The sequence below is a fragment of the Pelomonas sp. Root405 genome (assembly GCF_001425165.1).
Classification (GTDB): domain Bacteria; phylum Pseudomonadota; class Gammaproteobacteria; order Burkholderiales; family Burkholderiaceae_C; genus Pelomonas.
Window position 1 is genome coordinate 1,343,308 of the sequence record NZ_LMDU01000001.1, and the last position, 18,884, is coordinate 1,362,191.

Consider the following 18,884-nt stretch of genomic DNA (forward strand, 5'->3'; position numbering starts at 1 on the left):
TTACTTGAACTGCGAGAGAAAGCGGAGGTCGCCGTCGAAGAAGGCGCGCAGATCGTTGACGCCATAGCGCAGCATCGCCAAGCGGTCGATGCCGGAGCCGAAAGCGAAGCCGATGTAGCGCTCCGGGTCCAGGCCCATGTTGCGAATCACCTGCGGGTGCACCTGGCCGGAGCCGGACACCTCCAGCCAGCGGCCCTTCAGCGGGCCGGTCTCAAACATGATGTCGATTTCGGCGCTCGGCTCGGTGAACGGGAAGTAGCTGGGGCGAAAGCGCAGCTGCAGCTGGTCGGTCTCAAAAAAGGCGGTGATGAAGTTGAGGTAGACCGCCTTCAGGTCCTTGAAGCTGATGTTGTCGCCGACCCACAGGCCTTCGACTTGGTGGAACATCGGCGAGTGGGTCGCGTCGCTGTCGACGCGGTAGGTGCGGCCCGGCGCGATGACGCGGATCTCCGGCATGGTGTCCTGGCCGGAGTAGCGTTTGGCGTGGGCCTGCGCGTAGCGGATCTGCATCGGGCTGGTGTGCGGGCGCAGGTTCAGCCAGGCGCCGTTCTCGTCCTTCATGTCGACGTAGAACGTGTCCTGCATGGAGCGAGCAGGGTGGTTCTCAGGGTTGTTCAGGGCCGAGAAGCTGTACCAGTCGGTCTCGATCTCGGGACCGTCGGCCACATCGAAACCCATGGACGAGAAGATGGCCTCGATGCGCTCCATGGCGCGCGTGATCGGATGCAGGCCGCCCGTGCCGCGCTGGCGGCCGGGCAGGGTCACGTCCAGCGCCTCTGCCTTGAGCTGCTTTTCCAATTCCGCAGCTGCCAGCGCATCGCGGCGGGCGGTCAAGGCGGCTTCGATGCCGACCTTGAGCTGGTTGATCTCGGCGCCGCGGGTCTTCTTTTCCTCGATGCTGAGGGCACCCAGACCCTTCATCAGTTCGGTCACACGACCGGACTTGCCGAGGAAGCGGGCCTTGGCGTTCTCCAGTTCGGCGGGCGTGGGCGCGGCGGCGAAATCAGCCGTGGCCGCTTGCAGCAAAGCGTCGAGATCAGTCATTCGGGAAGCACAAATAAAAAGGGGCCGACCACGATGGGCCGGCCCCTGAACAGTTGCGGCTCCGGCGCGAACCGGAGCTGATCGCAATCAGGCGAGCGCGGCCTTCACCTTGGCGAAGATGCTGGCAAAACCAGCCGGATCGTTGACGGCCAGATCGGCGAGGACCTTGCGGTCGATCTCGATCTGGGCCTTCTTCAGACCCGCCACGAACTTGCTGTAGGACAGACCCAGACCACGCGATGCAGCGTTGATACGGGCAATCCAGAGCTGGCGGAAGACGCGCTTCTTGGTACGACGGTCACGGTAGGCGTATTGGCCCGCCTTCATCACCGCCTGCTTGGCGATGCGGAAGACGTTCTTACGGCGACCCCGGAAGCCCTTGGCCAGAGCCAAGACCTTCTTGTGACGGGCACGAGCGGTTACACCACGTTTGACGCGAGGCATTGTGTTTCTCCTTGAGTCAGTGGTGGATTACAGGCCAGCAAAGGGCAGCATCTGAGCGATGTGTCCCATGTTGGTTTCGTGCACGGCGACCGAACCGCGAAGCTGACGCTTGTTCTTGGTGGTCTTCTTGGTCAGGATGTGGCGCTTGAACGCCTGACCGCGCTTGACGGTGCCACCCGGACGAACGCGAAAACGCTTTTTCGCGCTGCTCTTGGTCTTCATTTTGGGCATGTTGATGCTCCTTCTAAGTGTGTCCCTGGGGCGATACCGGTGAGCCCGGCATGCTTGTTGGCCTCAGGAGACTTGTGAACTGGCCGGCGACCAAACCGACCAGTCAAACCTGTTTGGGTCTCAGCGCTTTTTCGGTGCCAGGACCATGATCATTTGCCGACCTTCGAGCTTCGGCATGTTCTCAACGATTGCCACGTCGGCCAGCTCATCGCGAATCCGCTCCAGCAGGCGCATGCCGATGTCCTGGTGGGTAATCTCGCGGCCCCTGTAGCGCAGCGTGACCTTGCCTTTGTCGCCGTCTTCGGCGATGAAGCGGCGCAGATTGCGCATCTTGATCTGGTAGTCGCCTTCGTCCGTGCCCGGGCGGAACTTGACTTCCTTGATCTCGATGATCTTCTGCTTGGACTTGGCTTCGGCAGCGCGCTTTTGCTCCTGGTACTTGAACTTGCCGTAGTCCATCAACCGGCAGACCGGCGGATTGGCAGTGGCAGAGATCTCGACCAGATCCACATCCATGTCGCCCGCCATGCGCAGGGCTTCCTGGATGCTGACGACGCCGATGGGTTCGTTCTCGGGGCCGTTCAGACGGACTTCGGGAGCCATGATTTCGCGGTTCAACCGGTGCTTGCGCTCCGGAATAGCACGACGGTCGGCAAACGTAGCGATGGTGTAGACCTTTCAAAGAGCCCCAAGGCGAAGGGCTCAAACAAAACAAATCGCGCCCGGCGGGCTGGTTCAGACCTTGTTGGTGATGTCTGCGGAGATCCGGTTGAGGAAGTCCTGCAGGGGCATCACGCCGAGATCCTGGTTGCCACGGGCGCGTACCGCAACGCTGCCATTCGCCTTTTCCTTGTCGCCTACGACGAGGATGTACGGCAGCTTTTGCATTGAATGCTGGCGGATTTTATAGGTGATCTTCTCGTTGCGCAAATCGGCTGAAGCCCTAAGCCCTTGTTTTTGCAGCGATTTCACAATTTCAGACACGTAATCGGCCTGCGCGTCGGTGATATTGGCCACGACGACCTGTGTTGGTGCGAGCCAGACGGGCAGGGCGCCTGCGTGCTGCTCGATCAGGATGCCGATGAAACGCTCCAGGCTGCCAACGATGGCACGGTGCAGCATGACGGGTGCCTTGTGCTGGCCGTCTTCGTCGACGAACTCGGCCCCCAGGCGCACCGTCATGTTGAAGTCGACCTGCATGGTGCCGCACTGCCATTCGCGGCCGAGCGCGTCCTTCAGCGTGTACTCGATCTTCGGGCCGTAGAAGGCACCGTCCCCGGGCGCCAGGATGTAGGCGACGCCGGCACGGCGCAGGCTTTCCATCAACGCATGCTCGGCCTTGTCCCACAGCTCGTCAGAGCCGATACGCGCCTCGGGACGCGTTGCCACCTTGTAGAGGATGTCGGTGAAGCCGAAGTCCTGGTAGACCTTCTGAAGCAGCTCGGTGTAGGCCACGCACTCGGGCAGGATCTGGTCTTCCGTGCAGAAGATGTGGCCGTCGTCCTGGGTGAAGGCACGCACGCGCATGATGCCGTGCAGGCCGCCCGACGGCTCGTTGCGGTGGCACTGGCCGAACTCGCCGTAGCGCAGCGGCAGGTCGCGGTAGCTCTTCACGCCCTGCTTGAAGATCAGGATGTGGCCCGGGCAGTTCATCGGCTTGAGCGCGTACTCGCGCTTCTCGCTCTCGGTCGTGAACATGGCGTCCCGGTACTTCTCCCAGTGGCCGGACTTTTCCCACAGCGTGCGATCCACGATCTGCGGCCCCTTGACCTCCTGGTAGCCGTTGTCCTGGTAGACACGGCGCATGTACTGCTCCACCTGTTGCCACAGCGTCCAGCCTTTGGGGTGCCAGAACACCGTGCCGGGCGATGCTTCCTCCATGTGGAACAGGTCCAGTTCCTTGCCGAGCTTGCGGTGGTCACGCTTCTCGGCTTCTTCCAGGCGGACGAGGTATTTCTGCAGGTCGTCCTTGCTCGCCCACGCCGTGCCGTAGATGCGTTGCAGCATCTCGTTGCGGTGGTCGCCGCGCCAGTAGGCGCCAGCCACCTTCATCAGCTTGAAGTGCTTGAGCTTGCCCGTGCTGGGCACGTGCGGGCCGCGGCAGAGGTCCTCGAAAGCGCCCTCGGCGTACAGCGACACATCCTGGTCGGCCGGAATGCTCTCGATGATCTCGGCTTTGTAAGCCTCGCCCATGGCCTTGAAGTGGGCCACGGCCTCGTCGCGCGGCAGGACGCGGCGTGAGACCTTCTCGTCCTTCTTGGCCAGTTCGGTCATCTTGGCCTCGATGGCCGCGAGGTCCTCCGGCGTAAAGGGGCGCTTGTAGGCAAAGTCGTAATAGAAGCCGTTCTCGATGACCGGGCCGATGGTGACCTGGGCTTCGGGGTAGAGCGACTTGACCGCATAGGCCAGCAGGTGAGCCGTCGAGTGGCGGATCAGCTCCAGGCCGTCGGCGTCCTTTTCGGTGACGATGGCGAGCCGGACGTCATGGTCGATGACGTGGCTGAGGTCAACGACCTTGCCGTCGACCTTGCCGCCGAGAGCGGCCTTGGCGAGGCCGGCGCCGATGCTGGCGGCGACGTCGCCGACAGACAGCGCGGCGGGAAACTCACGGCGCGAGCCGTCGGGAAGTTGGATGGAAATCATGGGGTGCTCCGTTCGGGGCAGAAATGAAAAAGCGCGGCCAGGTGCCGCGCTTTTGTTCGTTGCCCGAAGGCGAGAAGACGTGACGTGCCGCGGCCGACTAGTTACCGGTGAAGGTGGTGGTCGTAGTTCGCGGTGTCATAACCAGGGTGCCTTTCTCGCTCTTGTAAGGGGAGGGAGGCGCGATTCTAAAGCGGCAGGGCCGAAACGGAGTCGCGCTGCGCCAACGCCGCGAATTGGTCGGCCAGGCGCTGACTTTCCACCGCGGCCATGCGCCAGCGGCGGCGGCGCTCCTCGGCGTCCAACGCAATGAAGTCGTTGCGGTCGGGCAGTTTGGCGCCTGGCAGCCCGGCGATCCACTCGGGCGACGGGCAGAGCAGCACGACGTTGTCGAGAAAGGCCGTCGAGCCGTGTCTGGATTTAAGCGCCTTGTCCAGCCACCCCGGCACCACCTGGCGCTGGAAGTGCGGGTAGAGCACCAGCGGTGCGGTCGACGACTGCAGCGCGCGGTAGTCCAGATGCAGGTGGTAGTCGGTGATGCCGCCGTCCCAGTAGGCGCCGCGCGGCGCGCCGGGCAGGTCGTGCTGGGCCTGCAGCCAGAAGGGGATGGAGCAACTGGCCAGCAGCGCACCGCGCAGGTTGGCGCGCGACAGATGCACCTCGCGGGTGGTGAAGTCGTTCAACTTCAGCGGCAGAGGGTCGCGTGGGTCGGAGAAGACCACGCGCTCAAGAAAGCGGCCCAGCAACGGGCGCGACACGGCGTTGGCCGCAAACGCGCCGAGGTAACCCAGAGGCGTGCGCAACCTCCCTTCGCGCGCCAGCAGACCAGCGCGGCCGCGCGACGTGATCACGTGCAGCCGCAGCCGTGGATGGGCCAGCACCTCCGATTCACGGCCTTCGAAGATCTCGCCCAAGATCTCGCCGAAGCGTTTGCTGACGCCCTCGGGGCGCGGGCGCTTCTCGCCTGGCAGCACGTCGTACTGCTGCGTCACATAGGCCTCGGCCATCACATTGAACGCTTCGGCAACGTCGCGATGGGCCAACGCTGCGGTCGCCATGCGCCATGCGCCGATGCTGGCGCCGACGAGGTGGACGGTCTGGCGGCTCTGCGCCAGCCAGTCGCCAAAGATGAAACGGTCCAGGCCGTTGAGGATCAGGCCCTTGGGACCACCCGCAGCGGCCGGAATCAGGCCGACGTCCTCCGCGCGCAGGCCCCGCTCGGCCAGCCGCGCTTTCGCGGCCGGGCCGGCAAAGACCTGCAGGGCGCCCGAACTCATGCCGGGAAGATAGCCGCGATCAGAACTTGTGTTCCCAGTTCACCGACCACCAGGCCACCGGCTGACGACGGTTCAGGTTGTAGTCCGGCGTGTCGATGATGACGACGCGCGTGCCCTGCTTGGGCTGGAACAGGCCGTTGACGCTGACTCGCACGCTGTCCTGCTTACTGACCTGCATGGCCGCAAAGGCGTCCAGCGAACGCGAGGCCAGCGAAGTCTGGCTTTGGATGACGCTCTGCCTGACATCGAACTCCGGGGCGATCTGCGCGCTGAAGCCCATGTTGATCGGCAAGCTCTTGAGTCGGTAGTCCGCGCCGAAGTTGAACTGCCAGGGTTGTTGGCCCTCCAGCCGGTTGTCGGGGCCGGGAATATCAGCCACCCGCGAGCGGTAGACGTTCAGCGAGGCGCGCATATTCAGCGCGGTGCTGGGATCGAAGAGGCTTGGGAAAAGCTCGCTGGCGCGGCCCTTGATTTCCAGCTCCAGGCCCTGGGTCGTCGCCTTGGCGAGGTTGACCTGGGTGATGACGTAGCGCTGGGTGTCCGCGTAGTCCACAGTCATCAGGCGCGGGCGGTCAGTGCGGATCAGATTGGTGATGCGACGGTGGAAGACGCCGACCGACACCAAGCCACCGGCTGGCAAGTATTTCTCGTAGGCGATGTCCAGACCGGTGGCCAGCTCGGGCTTGAGGCGCGGGTTGCCGATGCGGTCGGGGCCCAGCTCGGTGTTGATGCGCGCATCCGGGCCGCGAACCTCGTAGTCCGTGTTGACCGTCGGGCGGGCGATGAGCTGCTGTACGTCCGCTGCCTTGTAGCTGCGCGTCAAGCTGGCGCGCACCAGGTCGCGGCCCTTGGGGTTGGGTTTGAAGTTCAAGTGCAGCAGCGGGGTGGTGACCTTGCTGGTGCTGCTGAACTGGCTCCCGATGCCCTCGCTGCCCATCTTGATCTGCTCATGGCGCACGCCGCCATACGCCGACCATTGCGGGTTGATTTCCCACTCGTCCTGCACGTAGATGGCACTGCGCATGATCGTTGCGTCAAAGGGTTGTCCTTCCACGCCGGTCAGCAGGTCCTCGAGTGCAGGGTTGGCCTTGCGGTAGTCGATCTGCTTGGTGCTGCGCGTCTCGTCGCGGGTGCGACGCTCCAACTCGGCGCCGGTCGTGACGGTATGCGCCTCGCCAGCGTACTGGCTGTACTTGCCCGACAGCGTCGCATTGCGGTTGCGGTTCTTGCCGGAAGTGAAACGGTCGATGGCCGGCGCGCCGGCGGCATTGCGGCCGAAGAAGCCGAAGTCGAAGTCGGCGCCACCGCTGCCCGCACCGGCGCGCAGCTCGATGCGGCGGTCTTCGCTGAACCGGTTGTTGTACTGGAGGTTGACGCGTTGAGCGGCGAAGGTGCCGCGGTTGCGCGTGGTGTCGAGCAGGCTGGGCGGCAGCACGCTCTTGCTGGGCGTGGCCGGGTCAGAGAACAGCACATCGGTGGTGTTGCTGCCCTCGTTGCGGAACTGGTTGTTGATGAAGAAGCCTTGCAGGCTCAGCGTCTCGTCGTCGCCCAGCTTCCAGTTCAAGCGTGGCGCGATGTTGATGTTGTGGCCGTAGGCGCGGTCGCGGCCGGCATTGCGCAGGCCCGTCAGGCCGCCATCGCGAACGCGCTCTCCCTCAGATTTGTTGACGAAATTCCACTGCTGGAAGTTGATGGGCAGCACGAAGCCCAGGCCGCCCACGATGCGGTCACCGTAAGTGAATCCGGCGTTCACGACCGGCTTCTCACTCGCATAGGCGAGGCCGACCCGCAGGTCCTTTTGCACCACGCGCGGTGCGTCCTTCAAGATGATGTTCAGCGTGCCGGCGATGGCCTGGGCGCTCTGGTCAGCCGTCGGTGCCTTGCTGACTTCCAGGCGTTCGACCTGGGCGGGGTTGAGGTTGTCGAGGCTGAAGCCCGGGGGCGCGGGCTCCCCGTTGACGAGGATTTGCGTGTAGGCGCCGCCGAGGCCACGCATGCGCAGCTGACCGCCGGAGACATTGATGCCGGGCAGCCGCTTGAGCACGTCGCTCAATTGCGTGTCGCCGTACTTGTCCAGCTCGTCGCGCCCGTAGAGCTGCTTGGCCACGGGCTCGCGGCGGCGCAGGTCGGTGTCGGTCTGCTGGCGCGTCACCGAGACGCGCTCCAGCTGGTTGCCGGGCGCGGCGGGGGTGGCAGCGCGGTCAACCTCCTGCTGTGCCAGGACCAGGGCGGGGCTGAGCAAAAGCAGCGAGGCGAAGACGGGGGATTTCAAAGGACGCTCCGGAAGACGGGGTGGGGGCGGCGCGCACATTAGCGGCGCGTGTGCCGGGGCGCAGCGATGCTGCGACCGGTTGCAAGTTCCGAGGCATCAATCGACGCTCGGCGGTGCAGGCCGCAATCATGGCAGCCGCTGGTGAATGATGCCGAAGGTCAGCCTTTCAGCGCTTGAGCTTGGCAAACGCAGCAGCCATCGCGCCGCCGGCCGGCTGGGCGTCGCGCCCGCCGCCGCTCGGGCGCTCATTGCGGGCGGCGGGGCGGAAGGCGTTGTCGGGCTTGGGCCCGCGCGGCGCCTGCGCATCCAGCTTCATCGTCAGCGAGATGCGCTGGCGCGCCAGGTCGACCTCCAGCACCTTCACCTTGACGATGTCGCCGGTCTTGACCACCTCGCGCGCGTCGGTGACGAACTTGTTCGACAGCTGGCTGACGTGGATAAGGCCGTCCTGATGCACGCCCAGGTCGACGAAGGCGCCGAACTGCGCAACGTTGCTGACCGTGCCTTCCAGCAGCATGCCGGGCTGCAGGTCCCTGACGTCCTCGACACCCTCGTTGAAGCGCGCCACCTTGAAGTCCGGACGCGGGTCGCGACCGGGCTTCTCCAGCTCGGCCAGCACGTCCTTGACGGTGATGAGCCCAAACTTCTCGTCCGCCAGCAATTCGGGCTTGAGGGTGCGCAGCACCTCGCTGCGGCCGACGACGTCGGCGGCCGGGCGCTGCAGGATGCCGAGCGCCTTCTCGACCAGCGGATAGGTCTCGGGATGCACGCCGCTGAAATCCAGCGGGTTGTCGCCGCCGCGGATGCGCAGGAAGCCGGCGGCTTGCTCAAACGTCTTGGGGCCCAGGCCCGTCACGTCCAGCAGCTGCTGGCGGCTGCGGAAGGCGCCGTTGGCGTCGCGCCAGCGCACGATGCTGCTGGCCACCGACGCCGACAGGCCCGACACCCGCGCCAGCAGCGCCTGCGACGCGGTGTTCAGGTCCACGCCGACCTTGTTCACGCAGTCCTCGACAACCGCATCCAGCGCGCGCGCCATCTCGCTCTGGTTGACGTCGTGCTGGTACTGGCCAACGCCGATGCTCTTCGGGTCGATCTTGACCAGCTCGGCCAGCGGGTCTTGCAGTCGGCGGGCAATGGACACCGCGCCGCGCAGGCTGACATCCAGGTCAGGCAGCTCCTTGGACGCGAACTCGCTCGCCGAGTAGACCGACGCGCCGGCCTCGCTGACGACCACGCGCTCGATCTGCACGTTAGCGTCCAGCGCCTGCAGCTTCTTGATGAGCTCACCGGCCAGCTTGTCGGTCTCACGGCTGGCCGTGCCGTTGCCGATGGCGATCAGGTTGACGCCATGCGTGGCGCAGAGCTTGGCCAGCGTGTGCAGGCTGCCATCCCAGTCGCGCCGCGGCTCGTGCGGGTAGACGGTGGACGTGTCCAGCACGCGGCCCGTGTCGGAGACGACGGCCACCTTCACGCCGGTGCGGATGCCCGGGTCCAGCCCCATGACGACGCGCTTGCCGGCGGGCGCCGCCAGCAGCAGGTCGCGCAGGTTCTCGGCAAAGACCTTGATGGCCGTGGCCTCCGCCGCTTCACGCAGGCGGGCGAACAGGTCGCGCTCCAGGCTCAGGCTCAGCTTGACCTTCCAGGTCCAGCCGATGGTCTTGCGGATCAGCGCGTCGCCGGGGCGGTTGGCGTGGCGCCAGCCGAGGTGGCTTGCGATGCGGCCTTCCGCCAGCGTGGGCTGGCCTGCGACGACTTCTTCGTCCAGCACCAGCTTGGCGTCGAGCAGCTCCAGCGTCCGGCCACGGAAAACGGCCAGCGCGCGGTGTGAGGGCACGGTCTTGATGGTTTCGGCGTAGTCGAAGTAGTCGCGGAACTTGGCGTGGTCCGGCACGTCGGGGCTCTTGCCGTCCATCAGCTTGGACTGGAACAGGCCGACGTCCCACAGCCACTCCCGCAGCTTGCCCACCAGCACGGCGTCCTCGGCCCAGCGCTCGGCCAGCAGGTCGCGCACGCCGTCGAGCACCGCATGGGCGTCGGCAAAACCGGCCTCGGCGTTGATGTAGCTGGCGGCTTCATCGAGCGGCGTCAGCGCCGGGTTGGCAAACAGCTTGTCCGCCAGCGGTTCTAGCCCCGCCTCTCGGGCGATCAACCCCTTGGTGCGGCGCTTGACCTTGTAAGGCAGGTAGAGATCTTCGAGTTCCTGCTTGGCCGGCGCAGCGCGTACCGCGGCCTCCAGCTCGGGCGTCAGCTTGCCTTGCTCGGCGATGCTCTTGAGCACCGCTTCGCGACGTTCGGCCAGCTCGCGCAGGTAGACGAGGCGCGAATCCAGCTCACGCAGCTGGATGTCGTCGAGGCCGTCGGTGGCTTCCTTGCGGTAGCGGGCGATGAAGGGCACGGTGGCGCCGCCATCCAGCAGCTCGACAGCGGCCTGCACCTGGGCGGGCCTGACCTTCAGCTCGGCGGCAATCTGGGAGACGATCAGTTGGGAGATCAAGTGGTCCAAAACGGGGGCCTCGGAATGGCGGTTCAGCGCGGCAAAAAGCCCGCGATTTTGCCATGCGGCCCCCGCGCCGGCCCTGCTCAGGCGGCCTGGGCGCCGAGCCGCGCCGCGGCCACGTCGCGCACCGGCGGCTGGCCGAACAGGCGACCGTACTCGCGCGTGAACTGGGGCACGCTTTCGTAGCCCACGGCAAAGGCGGCGCTGCTGGCGAGCAGGCCCTCCGCCAGCATCAGCCGCCTGGCCTCGATCAGCCGCAACTGCTTCTGGAACTGCAACGGCGACAGTGAGGTCGTCGCACGGAAATGGCGGTGGAAGGCGGAGGCGCTCATGCCGGCCACGTCAGCCAGTTGCTCGACGCTCCAGCGGCTGGCGTATTCGCGCCGCAGCAGCGCCACGGCGCGGCCTATCCGTTCGGCATGCCCGCCCGGCCAGCCCAGTCGGCGGATCGCCGCGCCATGCCGGCCGGCCAGCAGCCAGTAGTGCAGCTCGCGCAGCAGCGAGGCCTGCAGCACCGGCACGGCCTCCGGCCGGTCCAGCAACTGCAGCAGCCGCAACCCCGAGCCGGCCACTTCGGCGTCGGTAGGCAGCGTGCGCACGGCCGCGGTCTGCGCTGGTGCGCCGGCTTGCATCTGCCCGGTCAACTCGGCGATGACGGCCGGGTCCAGCTCCAGCACCAGCGAGTAATAGGGCTCGGCCAGCGATGCGCGCGTGACCTGGCTGACCGTTGGCACATCGGCCGTGATCAGCAGCGACTCGCCGGCCGACAGGTCCAGCACCTGCGCGCCCTGCGTGACCTGCTTGCCGCCCTGCATGAGCAGCGCCACCAGCGGCCGCGAAATGGCATAGACCAGACCGCCGGGCACGGTGGCCCGCACGGTGGTCAAGCCGGCGATGGAGGTGGGCGCGATGCCGTGGGCGTCGGCCCGGGCGTCGGCGTGGCGGCGGACAGCATCGAGCAAGTCGTTCATGGCCGGCAGCCTACAGCGGGGGCGCACGTTGGATGCCTGCTGCGGCGGGATCAGGCAAGGGATGGGCAGCTTCCGGCAACCGCGCCGGGGCTTGCGCGCCGAGCATGAAGGCCTTCGTTCAAAGGAGCCTTCATGACCACCATCAGCCTCATCACCGGTGCCAGCCGCGGCCTCGGCCGCAACACCGCCCTCAGCATCGCCCGCCGCGGCGGCGACGTCGTCATCACCTACCAGCGCCGCGCGGATGCGGCCGAGGCCCTGGTGGCCGAGATCCGCGCGCTCGGCCGCCAGGCGGTCGCGTTGCGCCTGGACGTGGCGGACGTCGCCGGCTTCGCTGCCTTTGCCGAACAGTTGCGTGCGGCGCTACGCCAGCACTGGGCGCGCGCGACGTTCGACCACCTCGTCAACAACGCCGGCCATGGCGACCATGCGCTGATCGCCGACACCACCGAGGCGCAGTTCGACGGCCTCGTCAACGTCCACTTCAAGGGCGTGTTCTTCCTGACGCAGGCGCTGCTGCCGCTGCTGGCCGACGGCGGTCGCATCGTCAACCTGTCGTCGGGCCTGACCCGCGTGTCCTTTCCCGGCTACGGCGCTTACGCCGCGGTGAAAGGCGCGGTCGAGGTGCTGACCGTCTACCTGGCCAAGGAGCTGGGCGCGCGCGGGATCGCGGTCAACACGGTGGCGCCGGGCGCCATCGAGACCGATTTCGGCGGCGGCGCGGTGCGGGACAACGCCGAGGTCAACCAGCTGTTCGCCGGCATGACGGCGCTGGGCCGCGCCGGCGTCCCCGACGACATCGGGCCGATGGTGGCCAGCCTGCTGTCGGCGGACAACCGCTGGGTGAACGCCCAGCGCATCGAGGTGTCAGGCGGCCAGGCGATCTAGGAGACCTTGAGCCGCCACCCGACCGCTGGCCATGCTGGCGGTCAGCAGGTAGCCGCCGGTGGGTGCTTCCCAATCCAGCATCTCACCTGCAACGAATACGCCGGGCAGCGCCTTCAGCATCAGGCCGTCGGTCAGCGCCTCGAAGCGCACGCCGCCGGCCGTGCTGATCGCTTCAGCCACCGGGCGCGGGGCATGCAGCGTTAACGGCAGGTGCTTCATCGCGGCAGCCAGCTGCACGGGATCGAGCATCTGTTCGCGGGTCAGCAGCTCGTGCAGCAGGCCGAGCTTGAGCGGGTTCAGGTGCAGGCGGCTCTTCAGGTGCGACGACAGCGAGCGGCTGCCGCGTGGGTGCCTCACCTCGGTGAACACACGCTCGGGGCTGAGCTGGGGCAGCAGATCGAGGTGCAGCGTGGCCGAGCCGGTGCGCGTGATCTGGTCGCGCAGCAGGCTGCTGACCGCGTAGACGAGCGAGCCCTCGATGCCGGTGGCCGTGATGACGAACTCGCCGGCGCGCTTGGCAAAGCCTTCGGCCTCCAAAGCGACCGGTTTGATGGGCTGGCCCGCAAACTCGGTGGCGAAGCGCTCGCTCCAGCCCGCGCCGCTCGGGTGGGCGGCCGTCGGCCCGACATCGAAGCCGCAGTTGGCCGGCTGCAGCGGTGCGATGTCGACACCGCGCGCCGCCAGCCAGGGCGCCCAGGCGCCGTCGGAGCCGAGCTGCGGCCAGGAGGCGCCGCCCAACGCCAGCAAGGTCGCGCGCGGCTTGACGAGTCGCTCGCCATCGGGCGCGTCGAAGCGCAAGGCGCCGTCCTCCGCCCAGCCGGTCCAGCGGTGGCGGATTGCGAACTTCACGCCCGCAGCTCGCAGGCGATGCAGCCAGGCCCGCAGCAGCGGCGCGGCCTTGAGGTCCGTGGGAAAGACGCGGCCGGAAGTGCCGACAAAGGTCTCGACGCCCAGACCGGCAGCCCAGTCACGCAGCATGTCGCCATCGAAGCTGCGCAGCAGCGGCTCGATGTGCGTCGCGCGCTCGCGGAAGCGGCCGACGAAGAGCTCGAACGGTTCGGAGTGGGTCAGGTTGAGGCCGCCCTTGCCGGCCAGCAGGAACTTGCGGCCGACGCTGGGCTTGGCGTCGAAGACGGTGACGGCGTGGCCCGCGGCGGCCAGCCCCTCGGCCGCCATCAGGCCGGCGGGGCCGCCGCCGATGATGGCGATGTCGGCCATGAGAACTTCATTGGGATGCATGCCGGATTCTAGGAACCCGTTCGGTCAGCGCCCCGATGGAGACGTTCCCGCCGTTCAGGCCCTGACCGTCGCGTTCGACCCCTCGGGCGCCAGCGCGTTGTTGCCCCAGCACTGTTCGTACTTCCAGCCGGTCAACTCCTCCGCGACGGCGCGGGCTTCGGCAGGGGCGTCGGCGATGCGGCCACCGGCCTTGATGCGGGCAATCTCCTGCAGCAGGACCGCATGGTTCTTGCGGTCCAGCTTCATCTGGTAGGTGTAGTAGACGCCGCCCAGGCCCAGGGCGATCACGCCCAGCGTGAAGATGCCGACGATGGCGTTGACGGCCGTGTCCGGCTGTGTGGCCTGGCCCGACAGGAAGCCGAATTGACCCAGCACCCAGCCCATCGCGAAAACGATGATCGAGCGGGTGATCTTGCCGGCGAAGGTCATCGCGCCGGCATAGATGCCTTCGCGCCGGCGGCCGGTCAGCACCTCGTCGACATCGGCCAGGAAGGTGTAGACCGTCCAGGGGATGTAGTAAACGCCGCCGGTGCCCAGGCCGAACACGGCGGTGATGGCGAACAGCGCGATGACGGTGGTCTCCTTGGACCAGCCGAGATAGAACAGCGCCGCGTAGGCCAGCACGCTGCCGCAGACGACCAGCAGGGCAATCCGGTACGGCCGGGCAAAACCGAATTTGATGCACAGGCCGATGAACAGCATGGTCGATATCAACTGCATCACCGAGCTGAAACTGTTCAGATAACCAACCGTGGCCTTGTCCTGGCCGATGGCGAAGATGATGAAGTAGGTGAATATCGAGGCGAACAGCCATTCCGCACCAAACCCCAGCAGATACATGCCGAGGTGCTTGCGGAATATCTTCAGGTGGAAGGTGGACAGCATGTCCTTGCACAGCTTCTTGAGCGCTTGCCACAAGCTGCCGGCACGCTCCTGCACCACCTCGTGCACGGGCCGCTCCCAGGACATGAAGTAGAGGGCCGCCATGGCGCCACACATGATGAGGGCGTAGATGATGCCGGTCAGCAGGAAGGGCGTGGCCGAATCCTTGCTGTAGACCAGGAACAGCTGGGCCGGGATGAAGGCGGCCAGGAAGTTGGCGACCTTGCCGAACATGGCCTTGGAACCCGTGAGCTTGGAGCGCACGGCGAAATCGTCGGTCATCTCGGTGGCTAGGGTTTCATACGGCACCATGATCATGGTGTAAACCAGCTCGAACAGCACGAACATGCTCAGGTAGTACCAGAACCCGAAACCTTCGAGCCACAGCAGCGGATAAATCAGGACCGCCGGAATACCGAGCAGGATGAAAAATCGTCGACGCCCGAATTTGCGGCCCAGTCGCGTGTTGTAGAAGTTGTCGCTGACATAGCCGATCACCGGGTTGCTGATGGCATCGATGATGTTGGCCACCGCGAAGATCGTGGCCGCCTCGACCACCGTGAGGCCGCAGAAGGTCGTGTAGAAATAGAGCAGCCAGGCCGATGCAATGGCCAGGGCGCCGCTGCCCAGCAGGTTGGCACTGCCGTAGCTCAGCGTGTGCTTCAACGAGATCGTTCTGCTCATGAAATGCTGTCTCTTGTTGGAATGGAAGGCAGTTTCATTTTTTGTGGCCTGTCGTTCCGTGAGACAAGTATCCCATTTGCTGATGCGTCGTGGCCTGTCGTGAACCCTGAGCGCCGCCACGATCAACGGCGGAATTTCAGCGCCTTCCAGCTGTCGCGACGCGCAGCGCGGCCGCAGGCCGCGCCCGATCCGGCGCGCCTGTCATTGGCTTGATCAGCAAAAGCGTGTCGTCCCGCTAGCGTGGCGCCAGCGGGGGCGAGGCCGCCCGGCGGTCGGCCCCGCCGGGCGGGCTCAATCGGCCCGCAGCTTGGCCCGCAAACCGGCGCCGATCTCGGGCCGGTCGGCGAACGGGTCGGTCGGGTTGCGCAGCAGCATGACGTCTTCCAGCCGCGTCTGCACGCCGGCCAGCGCCTGGGGGTGGCTGAAGATGTAGAACTTGTTGTGGTCGATGGCGTCGAAGACCATCGCCGCCACGTCGGCAGCGGTCAGCTTGCCGGAGGACACGGCCTTGTCGGTCTGCGCCTGGGAGATCAGCTGGCTCTTGGTGGGCTTGCTGACAGCGAACTCGCCCGGGCGGTTGCGGTGGCTCTGGTTGATGCCGGTGGGCACGAAAAAGGGGCAGAGCACCGAGGCGTGGATCTGGTCGGTGACGAGGGACAGGTCTTGATAGAGCGTCTCCGACAGCGACACGACCGCGTGCTTGGACACGTTGTAGACGCCCATGTTGGGCGGGTTCAGCATGCCTGCCATGGAGGCGGTGTTGACGATGTGGCCCGCGTAGTTCGCGTCGGCTTTTGCCGCGGCCAGCATCATGGGCGTGAACAGGCGCACGCCGTGCACGACGCCCATCAGGTTGACGCCCAGCACCCATTCCCAGTCGGCCAGCGAGTTCTCCCAGATCAGGCCGCCCGAGCCGACGCCGGCGTTGTTGAAGACGAAGTGGGGCGCGCCGAAGCGTTCCTGCACGGCGTCGGCCAGCGCCTGCATCTGGTCGGCCCTGGCGACATCGACGACGCGGGACAGGACTTCGACCTGGCTGAACTCCGCGACGGCTTTCTCCAGCGCATCGGCCTGCACGTCGACGAGAACGAGGTTCATGCCGCGTGCTGCGGCGAGGCGGGCGGTTTCGAGGCCGAAGCCGGAGCCGGCGCCGGTGATCACTGCGGTTTTCTTCGTCATGGCTTTCTCATCTCGATGTGGGGGATGCCGTCCTCGATGTAGGGATCGCCGACCGGCCCGAAGCCGAAGCTGCCGTAGAAGCGCTCCAGATGCGCCTGGGCATGCAGCGTGATGGCATGGCCAGGCCACAACCGCTCGCACTTCGCGACGGCCTCGGCCATCAGCACACGGCCGGTGCCGCCGCCGCGCGCGGCAGGCGACGTGACGACGCGGCCGATGAGGGCGTCCGGCGCCTTCACGTCAGGCGGGATCAGCCGCGCATAGGCCTTGAGGGCGCCGTCGTCACTGCTGCCGAGTAGGTGCAGCGTCAGCGGGTCCAGCCCGTCGATGTCGAGAAACACGCAGTTCTGCTCGACGACGAAGACCTCGGAGCGCAGCGCCAGCACGTCGTAGAGCTGCTGCACGCTCAGCTCATCAAAGCGCAGGCAGGTCCAGCGCATCAAGTCAATTTCACCAGCTGCTTGCCGAAGTTCTTGCCCTTGAGCAGACCGATGAAAGCTTCGGGCGCCGAGGCGAGGCCTTCGGCGATGGATTCCCGGAACTTGAGTTTGCCGGTGGCGACCATGCCGCCCAGCTCCTTCAGCGCCTCGGGCCAGACTTCCATGTGCTCGGACACGATGAAGCCCTCGACCTTCATGCGGTTGACGAGGATGAGCTGGGGCGCCGCCATCGGAATGGGCTGGCCGTCGTAACCCGAGATCATTCCGCACATGGCCACGCGGCTGAAGGCATTGGCACGCAGCAGCACGGCGTCGAGGATGTAGCCGCCCACGTTCTCAAAGTAACCGTCGATGCCGTTCGGACACTCGGCTTTCAATGCCGCGGACAGCGAGCGCACATCGGCGTGCTGCTTGTAGTCGATGCAGGCGTCGAAGCCCAGCTCCTCGACGACGTAGCGGCATTTGTCGGTGCCGCCGGCGATGCCCACCGCGCGGGCGCCGCGCGCCTTGGCGAGCTGGCCGACGACGCTGCCCACGGCGCCGCTGGCGGCGCTGACGACGACCGTTTCACCGGCCTTCACGTTGATGATCTTCATCAGGCCGTACCAGGCCGTCACGCCGGGCATGCCGACCGAGCCGAGGTAGGCGGACAGGGGGATGTGGGTCGTGTCGACCTTTTGCAGCACGCCGCGCTGCGTCGCATCGACGGTCTGGAATTCTTGCCACCCGCCCATGCCGACGACCTTGTCGCCGACGGCGAAGTTGGCGTTTTTCGACTCGACCACCTCACCGACCGTGCCGCCGATCATCACCTCGTCCAGCGGCTGCGAGGCCGCGTAACTCTTGCTCTCGTTCATGCGGCCGCGCATGTAGGGGTCGAGGCTCAGGAAGTGGTTGCGCACGCGCACCTGACCGTTGGTCAGCGCGGCGAGCGGCGCCTCGACGAGGCGGAAGTTCTCGGGCGTGACCTCGCCCTTGGGGCGCGAGGCGAGGACGATCTGGCGATTGATTTGGCTCATGGTGGGCTGTCTCTTCAAGCAACAGCCGCCATTGAAGCACCGCGCCAGGGCCCCCTGCGTCCCTGGGGCGACAACGAACTAGGGCCTGTTAACGCTACGGCAATGGGTCGCGAAGGCCTGCCGCCAGGGGCCAATCAAGGCGCGACACGCCGCCCGCACTGATGTGCGGGCAAGTGGCGCAACGCCGAGTGGCCCCTGGCGGCAGGCCTTCCCTTCGGGTTGTGGCCAGAAAGGCCGCGCGCGGCGTTGCAAATGCTCGCCGGGTGTCCAACCCGGCTCCGCTTTGCGCCTTGCTCGCGGCCTTTCTGGCCACAACGCGACCCACTGCCGCAGTGTTAACAGGCCCTGGGCGTCAGCTCAACCGCCGATCGTGATCGGAAAGTTCGTGCAGCCGAGCTTCTCGGAGATGTCCTTGCTGGCGTTCTGCAGCATCTTGACGACCTCGGGCGCCTTCTCGACATCGAAGCGGAAGGTCGGGAAGGACACGCTCATGCCCGCGATGGGCTGCCCCAGGCGGTCGAAGATGGGAACGCCCAGGCAGCGGATGTGGTCGTCGAATTCCTCGCGGTCCTCGCCGAAGCCTTGGCGCTTGACGGTGGCCAGTTCGGCCAGGAAGGCCGGGCGTTCGGTGATGGTCTTCTCGCGAAAGCGCGTGAAGGTGGCGCCGTCGAGGATGCGATCCCGGCGCTCGGGGTGCTCCCAGGCCATCAGCACCTTGCCGATGGCCGTGCAGTGCAGCGGCGCGCGGCGGCCGATGCGCGAGTACATGCCCAGCATGTGGCGCGAGTCGACCTTGTGGATGTAGATGATCTCGCTGTCGATCAGGCTGCCCAGGTGGACGGTCTCGCCGGTGGCGTCGGCCAGCATCTGCATGTGGTGCTTAGCCAGGTCGACCAGCTCGGGCGAGGGCAGGGCCTTGGCGCCAATCTCGAACATGCGCATGGCCAGGCCGTAGCGCTCGCTGTCGGCCTCCTGGCGCACATAGCCCAGGCTCTTCATCGTCTGCAGGAAACGGTAGACCGTGGCCTTGGGCATGGCCAGGCGCACCGACAGTTCAGTGATACCGATGTCACTGCGTTCGCCAAGCGCATTCAGGATGGCGAACACCTTGAGTACCGCCGCAACCGATTCCGGTTGCTTTGAATCGCCAATGTCTTCGTCCATCGTTTTGATTCTT

16 protein-coding genes are annotated in these 18,884 nt (G+C 66.1%); 1 reads left to right on the plus strand and 15 read right to left on the minus strand.

Features of this window, described 5'->3' with window-relative positions; all coding sequences use genetic code 11:
- The 9 genes from pheS to ASC81_RS06155 all read right to left on the minus strand — a co-directional run bounded on the left by pheS (window position 1) and on the right by ASC81_RS06155 (window position 11,376).
- Entirely contained in the window at window positions 1-1,044 is a 1,044-nt protein-coding gene (gene pheS / locus ASC81_RS06115; protein ID WP_056263789.1) for a phenylalanine--tRNA ligase subunit alpha, read from the minus strand.
- Between the two features lie 87 nt (window positions 1,045-1,131).
- Window positions 1,132-1,488, minus strand: coding sequence for a 50S ribosomal protein L20 (gene rplT, locus ASC81_RS06120; protein WP_025564000.1), 357 nt, complete (start codon window positions 1,486-1,488; stop codon window positions 1,132-1,134).
- A 27-nt stretch (window positions 1,489-1,515) separates the two neighbouring features.
- Window positions 1,516-1,719 carry a 50S ribosomal protein L35 gene (gene rpmI, locus ASC81_RS06125; RefSeq protein ID WP_056263791.1) on the minus strand — a complete coding sequence of 68 codons (204 nt, stop codon included), beginning with the start codon at window positions 1,717-1,719 and terminating at the stop codon, window positions 1,516-1,518.
- 120 nt (window positions 1,720-1,839) lie between these two features.
- Entirely contained in the window at window positions 1,840-2,385 is a 546-nt protein-coding gene (infC, locus tag ASC81_RS06130; RefSeq protein ID WP_082532663.1) for a translation initiation factor IF-3, read from the minus strand.
- Window positions 2,386-2,454: 69 nt separating this feature from the next.
- Window positions 2,455-4,362 carry a threonine--tRNA ligase gene (gene thrS, locus ASC81_RS06135; RefSeq protein WP_056263793.1) on the minus strand — a complete coding sequence of 636 codons (1,908 nt, stop codon included), beginning with the start codon at window positions 4,360-4,362 and terminating at the stop codon, window positions 2,455-2,457.
- Between the two features lie 185 nt (window positions 4,363-4,547).
- Window positions 4,548-5,636: a patatin-like phospholipase family protein gene (locus ASC81_RS06140; RefSeq protein WP_056263794.1), complete on the minus strand. Its 1,089-nt coding sequence runs from the start codon at window positions 5,634-5,636 to the stop codon at window positions 4,548-4,550.
- Between the two features lie 19 nt (window positions 5,637-5,655).
- A complete protein-coding gene (locus ASC81_RS06145; protein ID WP_162245861.1) occupies window positions 5,656-7,908 on the minus strand; it encodes a TonB-dependent siderophore receptor in 2,253 nt (750 codons plus the stop codon).
- A gap of 166 nt (window positions 7,909-8,074) precedes the next feature.
- A complete protein-coding gene (locus ASC81_RS06150; RefSeq protein WP_056264374.1) occupies window positions 8,075-10,402 on the minus strand; it encodes a Tex family protein in 2,328 nt (775 codons plus the stop codon).
- Window positions 10,403-10,488: 86 nt separating this feature from the next.
- Window positions 10,489-11,376: an AraC family transcriptional regulator gene (locus ASC81_RS06155; RefSeq protein WP_056263798.1), complete on the minus strand. Its 888-nt coding sequence runs from the start codon at window positions 11,374-11,376 to the stop codon at window positions 10,489-10,491.
- 132 nt (window positions 11,377-11,508) lie between these two features.
- Here ASC81_RS06155 and ASC81_RS06160 point away from each other — a divergent pair, with 132 nt between their 5' ends.
- Window positions 11,509-12,264: an SDR family NAD(P)-dependent oxidoreductase gene (locus ASC81_RS06160; RefSeq protein ID WP_056263800.1), complete on the plus strand. Its 756-nt coding sequence runs from the start codon at window positions 11,509-11,511 to the stop codon at window positions 12,262-12,264.
- Here the strand turns inward: ASC81_RS06160 and ASC81_RS06165 are convergent.
- The 6 genes from ASC81_RS06165 to kdgR all read right to left on the minus strand — a co-directional run bounded on the left by ASC81_RS06165 (window position 12,244) and on the right by kdgR (window position 18,871).
- Entirely contained in the window at window positions 12,244-13,503 is a 1,260-nt protein-coding gene (locus tag ASC81_RS06165) for a TIGR03862 family flavoprotein (protein ID WP_056263802.1), read from the minus strand. The genes ASC81_RS06160 and ASC81_RS06165 overlap by 21 nt on opposite strands.
- Before the next feature lie 54 nt (window positions 13,504-13,557).
- Window positions 13,558-15,069, minus strand: coding sequence for an MFS transporter (locus tag ASC81_RS06170; RefSeq protein ID WP_056263804.1), 1,512 nt, complete (start codon window positions 15,067-15,069; stop codon window positions 13,558-13,560).
- Between the two features lie 291 nt (window positions 15,070-15,360).
- Window positions 15,361-16,248 carry an SDR family oxidoreductase gene (locus ASC81_RS06175; RefSeq protein WP_056263806.1) on the minus strand — a complete coding sequence of 296 codons (888 nt, stop codon included), beginning with the start codon at window positions 16,246-16,248 and terminating at the stop codon, window positions 15,361-15,363.
- Window positions 16,245-16,688, minus strand: coding sequence for a GNAT family N-acetyltransferase (locus ASC81_RS06180; RefSeq protein WP_056263808.1), 444 nt, complete (start codon window positions 16,686-16,688; stop codon window positions 16,245-16,247). Before ASC81_RS06180 ends, ASC81_RS06175 begins: the two co-directional genes overlap by 4 nt.
- The gene (locus ASC81_RS06185; protein ID WP_056263810.1) at window positions 16,688-17,707 is read right to left on the minus strand and encodes an NADP-dependent oxidoreductase; all 1,020 of its coding nucleotides are present in this window, start codon (window positions 17,705-17,707) and stop codon (window positions 16,688-16,690) included. The genes ASC81_RS06180 and ASC81_RS06185 overlap by 1 nt, the downstream gene beginning before the upstream one ends.
- Before the next feature lie 357 nt (window positions 17,708-18,064).
- Window positions 18,065-18,871: a DNA-binding transcriptional regulator KdgR gene (gene kdgR, locus ASC81_RS06190; protein WP_056263812.1), complete on the minus strand. Its 807-nt coding sequence runs from the start codon at window positions 18,869-18,871 to the stop codon at window positions 18,065-18,067.
- Window positions 18,872-18,884: the final 13 nt, after the last annotated feature.

Excerpts from the sequence above, each read along its gene's own strand:
- pheS (WP_056263789.1), bottom strand. The coding sequence starts at position 1,044 with ATGACTGATCTCGACGCTTTGCTGCAAGCGGCCACGGCTGATTTCGCC.
- rplT (WP_025564000.1), bottom strand. The coding sequence starts at position 1,488 with ATGCCTCGCGTCAAACGTGGTGTAACCGCTCGTGCCCGTCACAAGAAG.
- rpmI (WP_056263791.1), bottom strand. The coding sequence starts at position 1,719 with ATGCCCAAAATGAAGACCAAGAGCAGCGCGAAAAAGCGTTTTCGCGTT.
- thrS (WP_056263793.1), bottom strand. The coding sequence starts at position 4,362 with ATGATTTCCATCCAACTTCCCGACGGCTCGCGCCGTGAGTTTCCCGCC.
- ASC81_RS06140 (WP_056263794.1), bottom strand. The coding sequence starts at position 5,636 with ATGAGTTCGGGCGCCCTGCAGGTCTTTGCCGGCCCGGCCGCGAAAGCG.
- ASC81_RS06155 (WP_056263798.1), bottom strand. The coding sequence starts at position 11,376 with ATGAACGACTTGCTCGATGCTGTCCGCCGCCACGCCGACGCCCGGGCC.
- ASC81_RS06160 (WP_056263800.1), top strand. The coding sequence starts at position 11,509 with ATGACCACCATCAGCCTCATCACCGGTGCCAGCCGCGGCCTCGGCCGC.
- ASC81_RS06165 (WP_056263802.1), bottom strand. The coding sequence starts at position 13,503 with ATGCATCCCAATGAAGTTCTCATGGCCGACATCGCCATCATCGGCGGC.
- ASC81_RS06170 (WP_056263804.1), bottom strand. The coding sequence starts at position 15,069 with ATGAGCAGAACGATCTCGTTGAAGCACACGCTGAGCTACGGCAGTGCC.
- ASC81_RS06175 (WP_056263806.1), bottom strand. The coding sequence starts at position 16,248 with ATGACGAAGAAAACCGCAGTGATCACCGGCGCCGGCTCCGGCTTCGGC.
- ASC81_RS06180 (WP_056263808.1), bottom strand. The coding sequence starts at position 16,688 with ATGCGCTGGACCTGCCTGCGCTTTGATGAGCTGAGCGTGCAGCAGCTC.
- ASC81_RS06185 (WP_056263810.1), bottom strand. The coding sequence starts at position 17,707 with ATGAGCCAAATCAATCGCCAGATCGTCCTCGCCTCGCGCCCCAAGGGC.
- kdgR (WP_056263812.1), bottom strand. The coding sequence starts at position 18,871 with ATGGACGAAGACATTGGCGATTCAAAGCAACCGGAATCGGTTGCGGCG.